The sequence below is a fragment of the Streptomyces sp. NPDC031445 genome (genome assembly GCF_055581365.1).
Map to the genome: position 1 here is coordinate 1 of NZ_JBVIJO010000004.1, position 14,116 is coordinate 14,116.

Sequence of the window (14,116 nt, forward strand, 5' to 3'; positions counted from 1 at the left end):
ACCGTGCTGGAACAGCTCGACCTCCTCGGCGAACAGGTCGTTCCCGTCCTGCGCGAGGAGTTCGCCAAGAACCGCGGCCAGGACGTGCCCGAGGCGCCGACCCACCAGTCGCTGCTCGCCGCGCACACCACCCACAACACGCAGGATGCACAGGAGAAGGAGGAGAGCGGGGTATGAGCGAGCGTATGAAGGTGGTCGTGGTGTCGGCGGGGCTGAGCGTGCCCTCCTCCACCCGGCTGCTCGCCGACCGGCTCGCCGCCGCGGTCGGCCGTGCCACGCCGGTGGACGTCGAGGTCGTCGAGCTGCGCGACCTCGCCGTGGAGATCGCGCACAACCTCACCAACGGGTTCGCCGGCAAGGCGCTCGCCGCCGCGCAGGACGCGGTGACCCGCGCCGACGGGCTGATCGTCGTCACACCGGTCTTCAGCGCCTCCTACAGCGGACTGTTCAAGTCCTTCTTCGACGTGCTCGACAAGGACGCGCTGACCGGCAAGCCGGTCCTGATCGGCGCCACCGGCGGCACCGGACGGCACTCCCTGGTACTGGAACACGCCCTGCGCCCGCTGTTCGCCTACCTCCGCGCCGTCGTCGTCCCCACCGGCGTCTACGCCGCCTCCGAGGACTGGGGCGCCGAAGGACTCGCCGAACGGATCGAACGGGCCGCGGGAGAACTGGCCGCGCTGATGCCGTTGGCTCCGCGGCGGGGGGAGGAGGCCGTCGTGCCCTTCGCCGAACAGCTCGCGGCGCTGCGGCGCTGAGGATACCGAGGGCGCCCGCCCACCCGACCCGGCCGGCTGAGAGGTCGCCGTCTCGGGTGGGCGCCGGCCTGTGAGAGTTCCGTCGGCGGAGCGGTCCGGGGGTTTCGCCGGTTGCCTCTTCCTCGGTGAGAGGCCGGTAAAAAGGGTGATCGTAGGTCCGGCGGGCCCGGTCGAACCGCCGGACGCCTTGGCAGACTGGGGATGTGCCCCAGACTGTGCTGCTCGCCGAAGACGACCGTGCCATCCGTCATGCCCTGGAGCGTGCCCTGACGCTGGAGGGGTACCAGGTGACGGCGGTCGCCGACGGCGTGGAAGCGCTGGCGCAGGCGCACCGCAACCCGCCGGACGTGCTGGTCCTCGACGTGATGATGCCGGGCATCGACGGGCTCCAGGTGTGCCGGGTGCTGCGTGCCGAGGGGGACCGCACGCCCATCCTCATGCTCACCGCCCTCGTGGAGACCGCCGACCGCATCGCGGGTCTGGACGCCGGGGCCGACGACTACGTGGTCAAGCCGTTCGACGTCGAGGAGGTCTTCGCCCGGCTGCGCGCGCTGCTGCGCCGTACCAGCCCGGTGTCCGTGCCGGGCGGCGGCTCCGAGGGCCCGGTCCGTGAGGCGCAGGTGTCCTCCGACCGGCAGGTGGAGGCCGCAGGTCTGCGCATGGACCTCCAGGCCCGCCGGGCCTGGCGCGGCGGGCGCGAGCTGGAGCTGACGCGGACCGAGTTCGAGCTGCTGGAACTGCTGGTGCGCAACGCCGGCATCGTGCTCGACCACTCCACGATCTACGACCGCATCTGGGGCTACGACTTCGGCCCCGGCTCCAAGAACCTCGCCGTCTACGTCGGCTATCTGCGCCGCAAGCTGGACGAGCCCGGCGCCCCGCAGCTGATCCACACCGTCCGGGGCGTGGGTTACGTGCTGCGGGAGGACTAGGTGGGCCGCCGGTGGCTGCCGGACCGGCCCCGGCCGAAGCTGGTCTCCCTGCGCACCACCTTCGCGGTCTCCTTCGCCGCCGTCACCGCCGCGGTGACGATCCTGGTCGGCATCATGTCGTACAACTCCGCCGCGCGGCTCGTCCGGGTGGACCAGCAGTCGGTGTTCACGCAGGTCGTGCAGGACGTCCGGGACGAGGTACGGCAGCACAGGATGGGGCCGGAGGACTTCTCCTCCTCCCGTCCGGGGCACGATCTGGTCCGTCCCGCCCGCACCGACGTCCAGGTGCTCGGCGCGCGGGGGCAGATCGTGGACCACGGCAGCCCGGTGCTGCCGGTCACCTCCCGGGACCGGGCCACGGCGCTCGCGCGGACGGCCGGGCAGGTGGTCGAGCACAAGGACGTGCGGGTGGACGCGGACCTGTTCCGCATCGCCACCGTCTCGCTCGGGAACGGACGGGGGGCCGTCCAGGTCGCGCAGGAGTTCAGCGACACCGAGGACCTGCTGCGGGCGCTCCAGCAGCGGACGCTGATCCTGATGGCGGCGGTCGTGGTGGCGGCCGGGCTGTTCGGCTGGTGGCTGGCCCGGCGGATCACCCGGCGCCTGGTGATCCTGACGTCGGCCGCCGAGGACGTCGCCCGCACCCGGCAGCTGGGCATCCAGGTGCCGGTGGCCGGGCTGGACGAGGTGGGGCGTCTGGGCCGGGCCTTCGACCGGATGCTGGGGCGGCTCGCGCAGTCGGAGGAGGACCAGCGCAGGCTGGTGCAGGACGCCGGCCATGAACTCCGCACGCCGCTGACCTCCCTGCGTACGAACATCTCGCTGCTGCGGCGGATCGACGAGCTGCCGCCCGCCACCCGGGAGGAGCTGGTCGCCGACCTCTCCCAGGAGGCCCGGGAGCTGACCGACCTGGTCAACGAGCTGGTCGACCTCGCCGCCGGGCAGTCCGACAGCGAGCCGCCCCAGCGGGTGGACCTCGCCGACCTCGCCGAGGACGTCGTGGGGCTGGCCCGGCGCCGTACCGGCCGGGAGATCGTGCTGCGCGCGAGCGGCGACACGACGACCGACGGGCGGCCCGGGATGCTCCAGCGGGCCATCTCCAACCTGGTCGAGAACGCGGCCAAGTTCGACCGGGACGGCAAGGCGCCGATCGAGATCGGGATCACGGGGCCGGCGCGGCCGGGGACGGTCCGGGTGGAGGTGCGGGACCGGGGGCCGGGGATCGCCGAGGGCGACCTCGTCCGGATCTTCGACCGCTTCTACCGCGCCGCCGACGCCCGTTCCCTGCCCGGTTCCGGTCTCGGCCTGTCGATCGTCCGCGAGATCGCCATGGCCCACGGCGGAGCGCCGTTCGCCTTCCGCCGGGAGGGCGGGGGCGCGGTCATCGGCTTCACGGTGGGCGGCGGGATCGTCCCGGGCGGCGGCGGCACCTGAGGCGTGCGGGCGGCAGCGGGCCGTGGGGGACGGGCGTGGGGGGTGCCTCCGTGCGGCCGCCCGTCCTGTGGCACGCGGGGCTATGAGCGGCCCGGCAGGGTGAGGAAGCCCTCGGCGCGGGCGCTCGCCAGGCCGATCCTCGGGATGTCGCTGCTCTTGGCGAAGAGCAGGAAGCGGGGTTCCCACACGGGCCGGTACTTGGCGTTGGCCCGGTACAGGGACTCGATCTGCCACCAGCGGGAGAAGAACGTGAGGGTCGAGCGCCACAGGCGCAGCACCGGGCCCGCGCCGAGGCGGGCGCCGCGTTCGAAGACCGAGCGGAACATGGCGAAGTTGAGCGAGACGCGGTCGATGCCCAGCTCCCGCGCGTGCAGGAGGAGTTCGACGACCATGAACTCCATCAGGCCGTTCTCGCAGGCGCGGTCGCGGCGCATCAGGTCCAGGGAGAGGCCGCGCTCCCCCCAGGGCACGAAGCTGAGCAGGGCGCGGGGTTCGCCCTGCGCGTCCCGGCACTCCAGCATCACGCAGCGGCCGTCGGCCGGGTCGCCGAGGCGGCCGAGGGCCATGGAGAAGCCGCGTTCGGTGGCGCCGTCCCGCCAGTGCTCGGCGCGGTCCACGAGGACGGCCATCTCCTCGGCCGGGATGTCCTCGTGGCGGCGGACGCGGACCGTGCAGCCGGCCCGGCGGACCCGGTTGTGGGCCTGGCGGACCACGCGCATGGCCCGGCCCTCCAGGGTGAAGTCGGCGAGGTCCACGATCGCCTCGTCGCCGAGTTCCAGCGCGTCCAGGCCGTGCCGGGCGTAGACCGTGCCCGCTTCCTCGCTCGCGCCCATCACGGCCGGGGTCCAGGCGTGCCGGCGGGCCTCGGCGAGCCAGGCGTCGATGGCGCCGGGCCAGGCCTCGGGGTCGCCGAGCGGGTCGCCGGAGGCGAGGCTGACCCCGCCGACGACACGGTAGGCGATGGCCGCCTTGCCGCTGGGGGAGAAGATGACGGCCTTGTCGCGGCGCAGGGCGAAGTAGCCGAGGGAGTCGCGCTCGCCGTGGCGTTCCAGCAGGTCGCGGAGCCTGTGTTCGTCCTCCTCGGCGAGCAGGCAGGCGCCGCGCGGGGCGCGGAAGCAGGCGTAGAGGACGGCGAGGAACGCCACGGCCATCAGGATGTTGACGATGACGTCCACCCAGCGGGGGGCCTGTACGGCGGTGACGTGGTCGGCGAGCGGGCCGACGCTGATGCCGCGCAGCAGGGTGTAGGCGATCTCGTCCTTGAGGCCGGCGCCGGTGACCTTGTTCGTCGCGTGGACGAGGAGCGTGCCGAGGCCGCCGCCGGCGAGGATGCCGCCGATGCCGGTGGCGAGGGCCAGGCGCGGGTTGGAGCGGTCGCCGATGGCGTCGAACTCGCGGCGCCCGAGCAGCAGGGCGGCGACGAACAGGCCGGTCAGGGCGGTGGAGACCCAGTTGAAGGCGTGCTCGCGGTAGGGGGCGCGGGTGAGGGCGGCGGCGTAGAGGCCGAGGAGGGGGCCGGCGAGGAGCAGGTTGAAGAGCCAGGCGGCTCGTTTGCGGCGGCGCATGACCACCGCGAGGAACAGGGCGAGGGCCGCCGAGACCAGGCCCGCGGTGGCCAGGTAGGGGGTGAAGAACTGGCCCGCGTTGTGTTCGTGGACCTCTTCGCGGAAGGGGAGGGACACGACCGCCGCGAGGTTCAGCACGGCCAGCAGGCGCAGGTACCAGACGGTGGCCGTGGCGGCGCGGGCGCGCAGCCGGTGGTCGCCGCCGATGCGCGGGAGGCGGGGGGTGAGGACGCGGACGGCGCGGCGGGGAGCGGGGAGCCGCGGCGGAACGGGGGAGGACTGTCGTGCGGTGGTCGTCCGCTGTTCGGACGTCGTCTGTGGTGCGGGCATGGCGACTGGTCACCCTTGGGGACGGGGACGGGGCACCGCCGACCCTACAGCTTGTAGGGTAACGAGGGGTATGCATCCGCACGGCCTCCCCTGCCGCGGTGGTCCTCAGTCGCCGCCTCCGCGCCGGGCCGCCGTCAGCAGCCAGGCCAGGTTGCCCACCGCCGCCCCGGCGGCCACCGCGGCGACGATGACCCCGCCGGTCGCGAGGCCGTCGCTGAACAGGTGCGGACGCCGGTCCAGGCTGTGCAGCCCGAAGCCGCACAGCTCGTACACACCGACGGCGGCGATCACCAGGCTGACGATCAGCACGGCCAGCGTCGGCGCGAGACTGCGTGCGCAGACCTGCGTGCCGGGCTCCGCTTCCGTGGTGTCCTGCATGGGTCCCCCGTTGAACAGACGTGTGAACAGCCCGGTGGCCGTCGGCGCTTGGGAACCTACAATACGTAGGGTCGGTTAGGGTCGACGCCGTGCGGATCTACATGAGCGTGGACATGGAAGGCATCACCGGGCTCGTCGACGCCGACGACGTCCAGCCGGGCGGCCGGGACTACGAGCGGGGCCGCACCATGATGGCCGACGACGTGAACGCCGCCGTACGGGGCGCGCTGGCGGCCGGCGCGACCGGCATCCTGGTCAACGACGCCCACGGGCCGATGCGCAACCTGCTCCCCGGCGCGCTGCACCCGGCGGCCCGCCTGGTGCGCGGCAAGCCCAAGCAGCTCGGCATGCTGGAGGGGCTGACCGGGGAGTACGACGCCGCCCTGTGCGTCGGCTACCACTCCCGGGCCGGTGCGCTGGGCGTGCTCAGCCACAGCTTCATGGGTCACGAGATCGAGGACATGTGGCTGGACGGCCGCCCGGTCGGCGAGATAGGCCTCGCCCACGCCACGGCCGCCGCCCTCGGGGTGCCCATTGTGGCCCTCACGGGTGACGACGCGGCGTGCGCGGAGATGACGGAGTGGGACGCGTCGGTCGTCACCGTCCCGGTGAAGTACGCACGCGACCGGTTCGCGGCCGAGCTGCGGCCGGAGGCGGAGGCGCGGGGGGCCATCGAGGAGGCGGTCACCCGCGCGCTGTCCCAGGGCCCGCGCCGCCCCGCACCCTCCGCCGCCGAGGCCACCCTGACCGTCCGCTGGCAGTCCGCCTCGGTCGCCGCGACCCTGCTCGGCATCCCGGGCGTGACGGCCGAGGACCCCAGGACGGTCCGGGCGAGCGGCCAACTGCCCGCGCTGTACCGGCAGTTCGGGGTGTGGATGCGGGTGGCGGCGTCGCTCACCAACCAGCCGCCGTACTGCTGACGCCCATCGGCGGGCCGTGCGGCGGCTGCCTGGTCCGGTGGCGGGCCGTGTGGCGGGTGTGGGGGCGGGTCGCGGGGGCCTGGTCGCCGTGGCGGGTGGAGTACCGGTGGCGGTGGCCGGTGGAGCGGGTCGGGGCCGCGGGGCGGGGATGCGCAGGCCGTGAGGCACTCCGGGGCCGGCCTGGTGAGCGGGTCGGCGGCGCCGGCTGCGGAGGGAGGCCAGGGCGTGCTCCACGATCCGGGCGGCGGCCCGCTACGGCCCGCGCACCGTCCTCGACGGCGCCGGTACGGCCACCGCCGCCCGCCTCCTCGTCACCCGGCGGGTGGTCCCGGCCCGCTGTGCCGCCGGGCCGACTTCACCGGGACCCGGCAGGACGTGGTGCGGGCGTTCGTGGGGGCGGGTGGCCGGCGCCGGTCAGCGTGACCGGCCGGCCGGGTGCCGGTGCGCCCCGTCCCGCAGGAACAGCACGCTCGTGAGGGTGCCCAGGAGTACGAGGGCCGCGTTCAGCGCGATCGCCGTCCGCAGACCGCCGAGGACGGCCACGGCCCCCGTACCGCTCATCGCGGCGGTGGCGACGGCGCTCATCACCGGCGTCCCCATGGTGATCCCGACCTGCTGGGTCATCGTCGCCAGCCCGGTGGCCAGCCCCTGCTCCCGGTCGGCGAGACCCGAGGTGGCGGTCACCATGAAGCCGACGATGACCAGCATGTTGCCCACACCGCCCGCGAAGGTCGCGGCCGACAGCAGCCACAGTGAGGAACGGCCGGTGCCGAGCCCCAGCAGGGCCGCCGTGCACAGGGCCTGGCCCAGGCCCCCGGCCAGCAGCACCCGGGTGGCGCCGAGCCCGCCGATCAGCCGCGGGGCGAGGGCGCCGCCGACGACGGTCCCCGCGCCCAGCACACCGAACGTCAGCCCGGCGGCCAACGGCGAGAAGCCGAGCACCTCCTGGAGGTAGAGGGTCAGCAGGAACACCAGGGACGTCTCGGTCAGGAAGGCGATCAGACCGGCCACGTTCCCCCACGCCACCGACCGCCTGCCCAGCACGTGCGGCGGCACCAGCGGCGCGGACACCCGCCGCTCCACCGCCGTGAACACCCCCAGCAGCACCACCCCGGCCGCCAGCGGCAGCAGCGCGTCCGGCGCGCCCCAGCCGTGCTCACCGGCCTGCGTCAGACCGAGGACGACGGCCAGCAGTCCGAGCGTCACCGTGACGGCACCCGGCACATCCGTCTTGGGCCGCTGCTCGGGCCGGGACTCGGCGATGACGGTGGGCGCGACGAGCAGCACGGCGAGGGCCACAGGTACGTTGACGAAGAACGCCCAGCGCCAGGAGAGCAGGTCGGTCAGCAGGCCGCCGAGGATCGCCCCCGTGGTGAAACCGGCCGACATCAGCGCCCCGTTCAGCCCGAGCGCCTTCTCCCGCAGCGGGCCCTCCGGGAAGGACGTCGTCAGCAGCGACAGACCGGCCGGGGTCACCGCGGCGGTGGCCAGCCCCTGGAACACCCGGGCCACGATGAGCACGTCGGGGCTGCGCGCCAGCCCGCCCGCCAGCGAGGCCGCGCCGAGGACGGCGAGACCGGCCAGGAACACCCGGCGGCGGCCGAAGAGATCGGCGACCCGTCCGAACAGCAGCGTGAACCCGGCCGCGCAGAGCGCGAACGCCGTGCCGATCCACTGGAGACGGGCGAGCGGGAAGCCGAGACCGGCGCCGATCACCGGCAGGGCCACGTTCAGGATGGAGAAGTCCACGGCCAGCATGAACTGGGCCGCGAGCAGCAGCACCAGCACCAGGCGGAGCCGGGGCGTGAGGACGGCGGAGACGCCGGGTGGCCGAGGGGTGACGGTGACGGACATGACGGGACGGTCCCTTCTGCTGCGGAAGCGTTCACGGACGGCGCGGGGTGCCGACAGGCGGCGGTAGCGCCCGCGCCCGCGCCGTGGTCGCCGGGGTCGGCGGAGGTGCCGGGTTCGGTGGAGGTGGCAAGGTTCTTGCGGAGGCGCCGGGGTCGGTGGAGGTGCCGGCGGTCCGGGTTGCGGCCGCTCCGGGTCGCGGGTGCTCCGGACCGCCGATGTCCTGCGGAGGTGCCGCTGTGCGGCGGACGTGCCGCTGTGCGGCGAAGGCCGCCGGGCCCGGCGCCTCCGCCGGGCACAAGAGTCGTCCGTGCCGCCCGCCCCAGCCAGCACCCCCCTGCGACCGGCCGCCGCGAGGGTGGTCATCGCGTGACCACCTTCGGGTGTGCCGCTCACGCCGCCCGCCGGGCAGGATGGACGGCGACCGCCGTACGCCCGGAAGGCGCGCGCCCCGCACTCGCGCCCGCCACACCCCCCGGAGGCCTGCATGGACGCGCCGTCCGAACTGGGAGCCTTCCTCAAGTCACGCCGTGCCGCGCTGCGGCCGCAGGACGTCGGCCTCGCGACCGCGCAGGCCCGCCGCCGGGTCGCCGGGCTGCGCCGCGAGGAGCTGGCCCTGCTCGCGGGCGTCAGCATCACCCACTACACCCGGCTCGAACAGGGCCGCGCGGCCGGTGTCTCCGACTCCGTGCTGGACGCCATCGCCCGCACCCTGCGCCTCACCGAGGACGAGACCGCCCACCTCAGGGACCTGGCCCGCCCCGCCGCCCGGCGCCGCCCGGCGGCACCCCGTGCCGAGCACGCGACCCCGTCGGCCCGTCAGCTGCTCGCCGCCATGACCGACGTACCGGCGCTCATCCTGGACCGGCGCAACGACGTCCTGGCCTGGAACCGGCTGGGCCACGCCCTGCTCGCCGCGCACCTGCCCGAGGACGCCCCGGCCACCCCCACCGCCCGCCCCAACCTCGTCCGGATGCTGTTCCTGGACGAGCGGTACCGGGCCCTGTACGCCGACTGGAAGGAGGAGGCCCACCTCGCGGTCGCCTCCCTGCGCCTGGTCGCCGGCCGGCACCCCGACGACCGCGCACTGGCCGAGCTGATCGGCCGGCTGTCCATCCGGAGCGACGAGTTCACCGCCCTGTGGGCCCGGCACCCGGTCCGCACCTGCGCCTCGGGGAGCAAGTCCCTGCGCCACCCGGCGGTCGGCACGCTGGAGTTGAGCTTCGAGAACCTGTGCCTGCCGGGCCCCGCGGGCCAACGCCTCATCGCCTACACGGCCGCACCCGGCACCCCCTCCGACGCGGCCCTGCGCCTCCTGGCCGGTACGGCGGCGTCCGCCGAGCCGGCGCCGCCCGCGCCGGACGCGATCACGGTCGCCCACGCCGCCGGGACCTGAGCCGACGAGGGCCGGGCCGGGTCCGGGCCCGTGGCCGGCCGCCGGCCTCGCGCGGGGACACGCACCGGCTCCCCTTCCCGCCTTCGCCGACGTAGCCTGCCGGGACTTCGCCGTATCCACCGCCGAACGGGAGTGCCCGCGTGACCGAGCCGACCGCCCCGGACAAGAAGCCCTTCCTGTACGTCGTCGTCTGCGCGAGCGGCGTCGCCCCTGACGTCGGCGAACTCATCACCGCCGCCCAGGAGGCGAACTGGGACGTCGGCGTCGTCGCCACGCCCCGGGGCCTCGGCTTCATCGACGCGGAGGCGGTCGAGGCCCGGACCGGCTACCCGATCCGCTCCGCCTGGCGCTCACCGGGAGACCCGCGCCCGCTGCCGCCGCCGGACGCGATCGCCGTCGCCCCGGCCACCTTCAACACGATCAACAAGTGGGCCGCCGGCATCTCCGACACCCTGGCCCTGGGCATCCTGTGCGAGGCGTACGGCATGGGCGTCCCGACCGTGGCCCTGCCGTACCTGAACTCCGCCCAGGCCGCCCACCCCGCCTACCGGCAGAGCCTGGACCGCCTGCGCTCGATGGGTGTCCTGATCGGCTCCTCCGCGCACCACCCGCCGAAGTCCGACGGCGCGGCGGACCGCTTCCGCTGGGAGGAGGCCCTGGAACTGCTGGCCCCCGTCGTCAGCACGGCCAGGTGACGCCGGCGTCGTCGGCACGGCGGGGGTGACGACGGCCCCCGCGGGCCGGCCGCCCGGCCGGCCGGCCCGCGGGGACAGCGCGCTGCCGCCACCGCCCGCCGGACGTAGGGTCCGTATATGAGTGCCGTCTGGACCGGCCGGCGCGGTGCCGCGCCGCCGGAGCCGCCCTCTCGCCGCCGCCGGTGCCCCCGCACAGGAGCGTGAAGCATGTCCGGCACGGCCACCGACCCCCGCTCCCCCGGCTCCGGACCGGACGCCGTGGACTGCGTCCTGGACCGGTGCGCACGCGAGACCGGTGCCTACGCCGGCGGGCTCTACGTCCTCTCCCCGGACGAGCAGGTGCTCCAGCTCGCGGTGCTGAGCGGGATCTCCCGGCGGATCGCCTCGCCCTGGGCCCGCGTCCCGGTGCAGGCCGCGAGTCCGGTGAGCGACGCCGTACGACGAGGAGCCCTGGTGTGGATCGGCGGCCAGGAGGAGCTGGCACGCCGCTACCCGCAGCTGGCGCTCGTCCTGCCGCACCCGTTCGCCATGGTCGCCGCGCCGGTCAGCAGCGGCGCACGGACGTGGGGCGGCCTGGTGCTGCACTGGTCCAGCGCGCACCCCGCCACCCTGAGCGCACAGGAGCGGGCGCTGATCACCGACGCCTGCCGCCGCCTGGGCCCGATCCTGCGGCGGGCCGCCGACAGCGGACGCGTCCTCGCCGGGCCCGAGCCGCGGATCCTGTCCCCCTCGCGCAAGCGTGCCGCCGGACCGGCCGAGGCCCAGGCCGCGGCCGACTTCGCCGAGCGGCTGCCCAGCGGCTGCTGCGCGCTCGATCCGGACGGCCGGATCACCTTCCTCACCACCGCCGCGGCGGAACTGCTCGGCGCCGGCATTCCCGACCTGCTGGGCGCCCGGCCCTGGGAGGCGCTCGCGTGGCTGGACAACCCGGTGGCCGAAGACCGCTACCGGGCCGCCGTGCTGAGCCGTCGGCCGACGTCCTTCACCGCCCGGCGGCCCCCCGACCAGTGGCTGTCGTTCCACCTGTACCCGGACGCGTCCGGCATCAGCGTGCGCGTCGTCCCCGCGTCCTCGGCCGACGCCGTACCTCCTCCGCATCTGCTGCACCCGGCGCCCGCGGCGGAACCCGGCCGGGCCACGGCGCTCTACCACCTGATGCACCTGGCCGCCACGCTCACCGAAGCGGTCGGCGTCCAGGACGTCGTCGACCGGGTCGCCGACCAGATCCTGCCCGCCTTCGGCGCCCAGGCCCTCGCCCTCATGGCCGCGGAGGAGGGCAGACTGCGGATCATCGGCTTCCACGGCTACTCCGCCGCGCTGATGGACCGCTTCGACGCGGCTCCCCTGTCGTCCGACACCCCGGCGGTGCACGTCCTGACGACAGGGATCCCGAGCTTCTTCGGCACCTTCGGCAACCTCAGGACGGCCTATCCTCCCGCCGTCCTCCAGGACGACATGGCAGCCTGGGCGTTGCTGCCGCTGATCACCTCCGGGCGCCCCGTCGGCTCACTCGTCCTCGCCTACGACCGGCCGCGCGCCTTCCCCGCCGAGGAGCGCTCCGTCCTCACCTCGACCGCCGGGCTGATCGCGCAGGCGCTGGACCGCGCGCGCCTCTACGACGCCACGCAGCAGCTCTCCCACGACCTCCAGGCCGGCCTGCTGCCGCGCACCCTGCCCCGGGTCCCCGGCCTGGACGTGGCCGCCCGCTACCTTCCCGCCGGCTACGGCATGGACGTCGGCGGCGACTTCTACGACCTCATCCGCCTGGGCGAGACAACCGCCGCCGCGGCCATCGGAGACGTCCAGGGGCACAATGTCCAGGCCGCCACCCTCATGGGGCAGGTCCGCACCGCCGTCCACGCCTCCGCCGGCGCACCCCCCGGCGAGGTCCTCGCCCGCACCAACCGCCTGCTCACCGATCTCGACGCCGGTCTGTTCACCAGCTGCCTCTACGCCGACCTCGACCTCGCCCGCCACAGCGCCTGCCTGGCCACCGCCGGGCATCCGCCGCCGATCCTGCGCCATCCGGACGGCCGCACCGAGATCCTCCGGCTGCCTCCCGGGCTGCTGCTCGGCATCGATCCCGCCGCCGACTACCCGACGGTGAACGTCCCGCTGCTTCCCGGTGCCGTGCTCGCCCTGTACACCGACGGGCTCGTGGAGACCCCCGGCACCGACATCGAGGACGCGATCACGGCCCTCGCCGGCCGGCTCGCCCACGAGCGGAACCAGTCCATGGACGCCCTGGCCGACACCCTCATCACCCACGCCCGGCACACCATGCCCCGCAGCGACGACGTCGCCCTGCTCCTGATCGGCCCGCAGGGGAGGTGCGCACCGGGGCCCCTGTGAGGCCGCCCCGCCTGACCGTAAGCGAGCGACTCCGGCGACCAAGCACGAGTGGGAGGAGGCCCCCCAGACAAACCCCTCGCGCCGCGGTTGGCCCTCTACCGCCAGCCGTCGAGGGAAACCTCCGGGCCTCCAGCGAGATACCGGTGGAGGGCGCTCGCGGTCGTGTCCACGAACTCCTCTGGGATGGCATCGGCATCGACCCAGCAGACCTGAGCGTGCTTGCGAGGTTCGCGGTTCTCCGGTTCTCCGGTTCTCCGGTCCAGTCATGCGCGGTGAAGACCACGGTGAGGAAACCGTTGGGAGCTTCGACGCCCCAGGCACCGTGAATGATGTGGGCGACCTTCAGGGACTCCGGCTTCACGGTCAGGCCGGTCTCCTCGCACAGCTCGCGCACCGCGGTCTTGGTGCGCCAAGACGCGACGACCCTGATCGGCCCCCTTCTCGGCCTTGCGCCACTACCGCACTTGGACTTGCCACGCCCCGACATCACCACCAGCCACCCCAACGGCTACCTGTGGAAGCGCGACTACGTCGACGCCTGGCTGGGCGACGTGCCCGCTGTGTGGATCGACGACGACTTCACCAGCCTCGACCACGAATGGTCAGTGGAGCGTGGCGCCCGCGGGTTGCCGACTCCCCTCATCCAGCCCGACCCCCGAGAAGGTGTTCAACCGCAGCACTTTGCGCAGGTCTCGGCATGGGCCACGGAGGCGCCCACGCTCCGGGAGAGCGAGTCCGCGCCTCTGCGTGAGGCTGAAGCTGCATAGGCAGAGGCCGCTGCAGCGGATCTGCGGCCTCCGGGTGGTATCGCGATGAGGGATGTGTCGTGGGCCACCGCCGGAATCACCGGTGCCCCCGGCGAAACCAATGTGCCCTGGCCGCCTGAAGGCCCCTTTCATGGCGAGGGCGGGGTCCGAAAACCCCGCCCGCTACCCGAGAAACCCCAGCTCAGGGCCACACCAGGCAATAAGGCTGGTGCCCCGCCTCGTGCAGCCGGTGCGAGAAGTCCTGCCACTCGTGCAGCAACTGGTACACGTTGAACGCGTCCCGCGGACCGCCCCGGTCGGGGACCGTCGACCAGATGAAGGCCGCCGCGCCGACCGCTTCCTCGCCGATGCCGCGGAGCGGGTCGACGACCGTCATGGGGAGTTTGACGACCGCGTAGTCGGGGTGCAGGACGACCAGTTCCAGGGGTGGCACCTTGTGCAGGGGGACGCCCTCGATGCCGGTCAGCACCATCGCGGCCATCGTCTCCGGCTTGATCTTGGTGAACATGCCGTTCATGCCCAGCTCGTCGCCGCCGAGTTCTTCGGGACGCATCGAGATGGGGACGCGGGCCGCGGTCGCGCCGTCCGGCGCGCCGAAGTATTTGTACGTCACCCCCACCCGACCACCATTCCTGCTCCCCGCCCGGAGGCGGTCGGCCCGCTGGTCGAGCCGGCGGTCGAGCTCCCGGTCGATCCGCCGGTCGTACCGCTCGGGCTCGCCCGGTACACCCTGTGTCT

12 protein-coding genes and 2 pseudogenes are annotated in these 14,116 nt (G+C 74.2%); 9 read left to right on the forward strand and 5 right to left on the reverse strand.

Annotation, left to right across the window (positions count from 1 at the left end; all coding sequences use genetic code 11):
- The 4 genes and pseudogenes from ACZ5DC_RS12675 to ACZ5DC_RS12690 all read left to right on the forward strand — a co-directional run.
- A pseudogene (locus tag ACZ5DC_RS12675) lies at positions 1-177 on the forward strand (5,10-methylene tetrahydromethanopterin reductase); the annotation flags it as partial.
- An 8-nt stretch (positions 178-185) separates the two neighbouring features.
- Complete coding sequence (locus ACZ5DC_RS12680) at positions 186-758, forward strand: FMN reductase (protein ID WP_468652797.1); 573 nt, start codon at positions 186-188, stop codon at positions 756-758.
- Between the two features lie 203 nt (positions 759-961).
- On the forward strand, positions 962-1,690 hold the full coding sequence (locus ACZ5DC_RS12685) for a response regulator transcription factor (RefSeq protein ID WP_468652088.1): 729 nt from the start codon (positions 962-964) through the stop codon (positions 1,688-1,690).
- Positions 1,691-3,124 carry a sensor histidine kinase gene (locus ACZ5DC_RS12690; RefSeq protein ID WP_468652089.1) on the forward strand — a complete coding sequence of 478 codons (1,434 nt, stop codon included), beginning with the start codon at positions 1,691-1,693 and terminating at the stop codon, positions 3,122-3,124.
- Between the two features lie 80 nt (positions 3,125-3,204).
- Here the strand turns inward: ACZ5DC_RS12690 and ACZ5DC_RS12695 are convergent, their stop codons facing one another.
- Positions 3,205-5,019 (reverse strand): phosphatidylglycerol lysyltransferase domain-containing protein, encoded by a 1,815-nt coding sequence (locus tag ACZ5DC_RS12695; protein WP_468652091.1) that lies wholly within the window; start codon positions 5,017-5,019, stop codon positions 3,205-3,207.
- Between the two features lie 105 nt (positions 5,020-5,124).
- Entirely contained in the window at positions 5,125-5,397 is a 273-nt protein-coding gene (locus ACZ5DC_RS12700) for a hypothetical protein (RefSeq protein WP_468652093.1), read from the reverse strand.
- 89 nt (positions 5,398-5,486) lie between these two features.
- Here ACZ5DC_RS12700 and ACZ5DC_RS12705 point away from each other — a divergent pair, with 89 nt between their 5' ends.
- The gene (locus tag ACZ5DC_RS12705) at positions 5,487-6,317 is read left to right on the forward strand and encodes a M55 family metallopeptidase (protein WP_468652095.1); all 831 of its coding nucleotides are present in this window, start codon (positions 5,487-5,489) and stop codon (positions 6,315-6,317) included.
- A gap of 414 nt (positions 6,318-6,731) precedes the next feature.
- Here the strand turns inward: ACZ5DC_RS12705 and ACZ5DC_RS12710 are convergent, their stop codons facing one another.
- A complete protein-coding gene (locus ACZ5DC_RS12710) occupies positions 6,732-8,171 on the reverse strand; it encodes an MFS transporter (protein WP_468652097.1) in 1,440 nt (479 codons plus the stop codon).
- A gap of 484 nt (positions 8,172-8,655) precedes the next feature.
- Here ACZ5DC_RS12710 and ACZ5DC_RS12715 point away from each other — a divergent pair, with 484 nt between their 5' ends.
- The 3 genes from ACZ5DC_RS12715 to ACZ5DC_RS12725 all read left to right on the forward strand — a co-directional run bounded on the left by ACZ5DC_RS12715 (position 8,656) and on the right by ACZ5DC_RS12725 (position 12,611).
- A complete protein-coding gene (locus ACZ5DC_RS12715) occupies positions 8,656-9,564 on the forward strand; it encodes a helix-turn-helix transcriptional regulator (protein ID WP_468652099.1) in 909 nt (302 codons plus the stop codon).
- A 140-nt stretch (positions 9,565-9,704) separates the two neighbouring features.
- Positions 9,705-10,259 carry a flavoprotein gene (locus ACZ5DC_RS12720; protein ID WP_468652101.1) on the forward strand — a complete coding sequence of 185 codons (555 nt, stop codon included), beginning with the start codon at positions 9,705-9,707 and terminating at the stop codon, positions 10,257-10,259.
- A gap of 207 nt (positions 10,260-10,466) precedes the next feature.
- Positions 10,467-12,611 (forward strand): SpoIIE family protein phosphatase, encoded by a 2,145-nt coding sequence (locus ACZ5DC_RS12725; protein ID WP_468652103.1) that lies wholly within the window; start codon positions 10,467-10,469, stop codon positions 12,609-12,611.
- Between the two features lie 95 nt (positions 12,612-12,706).
- Here ACZ5DC_RS12725 and ACZ5DC_RS12730 read toward each other — a convergent pair.
- Positions 12,707-13,017 (reverse strand): annotated as a pseudogene (locus tag ACZ5DC_RS12730) (NUDIX domain-containing protein); the annotation flags it as partial.
- Here ACZ5DC_RS12730 and ACZ5DC_RS12735 point away from each other — a divergent pair.
- Positions 12,938-13,378 (forward strand): hypothetical protein, encoded by a 441-nt coding sequence (locus tag ACZ5DC_RS12735; protein WP_468652105.1) that lies wholly within the window; start codon positions 12,938-12,940, stop codon positions 13,376-13,378. The pseudogene ACZ5DC_RS12730 and the gene ACZ5DC_RS12735 sit on opposite strands and share 80 nt — an antisense overlap.
- A 181-nt stretch (positions 13,379-13,559) precedes the next feature.
- Here the strand turns inward: ACZ5DC_RS12735 and ACZ5DC_RS12740 are convergent, their stop codons facing one another.
- Positions 13,560-13,997 (reverse strand): hypothetical protein, encoded by a 438-nt coding sequence (locus ACZ5DC_RS12740; RefSeq protein ID WP_003974483.1) that lies wholly within the window; start codon positions 13,995-13,997, stop codon positions 13,560-13,562.
- Positions 13,998-14,116 lie beyond the last annotated feature (119 nt).

Bases quoted from the DNA above. Each gene is read 5' to 3' on its own strand.
- ACZ5DC_RS12710 (WP_468652097.1), bottom strand. From the start codon at position 8,171: ATGTCCGTCACCGTCACCCCTCGGCCACCCGGCGTCTCCGCCGTCCTC.
- ACZ5DC_RS12695 (WP_468652091.1), bottom strand. From the start codon at position 5,019: ATGCCCGCACCACAGACGACGTCCGAACAGCGGACGACCACCGCACGA.
- ACZ5DC_RS12700 (WP_468652093.1), bottom strand. From the start codon at position 5,397: ATGCAGGACACCACGGAAGCGGAGCCCGGCACGCAGGTCTGCGCACGC.
- ACZ5DC_RS12735 (WP_468652105.1), top strand. From the start codon at position 12,938: ATGATGTGGGCGACCTTCAGGGACTCCGGCTTCACGGTCAGGCCGGTC.
- ACZ5DC_RS12715 (WP_468652099.1), top strand. From the start codon at position 8,656: ATGGACGCGCCGTCCGAACTGGGAGCCTTCCTCAAGTCACGCCGTGCC.
- ACZ5DC_RS12680 (WP_468652797.1), top strand. From the start codon at position 186: ATGAAGGTGGTCGTGGTGTCGGCGGGGCTGAGCGTGCCCTCCTCCACC.
- ACZ5DC_RS12725 (WP_468652103.1), top strand. From the start codon at position 10,467: ATGTCCGGCACGGCCACCGACCCCCGCTCCCCCGGCTCCGGACCGGAC.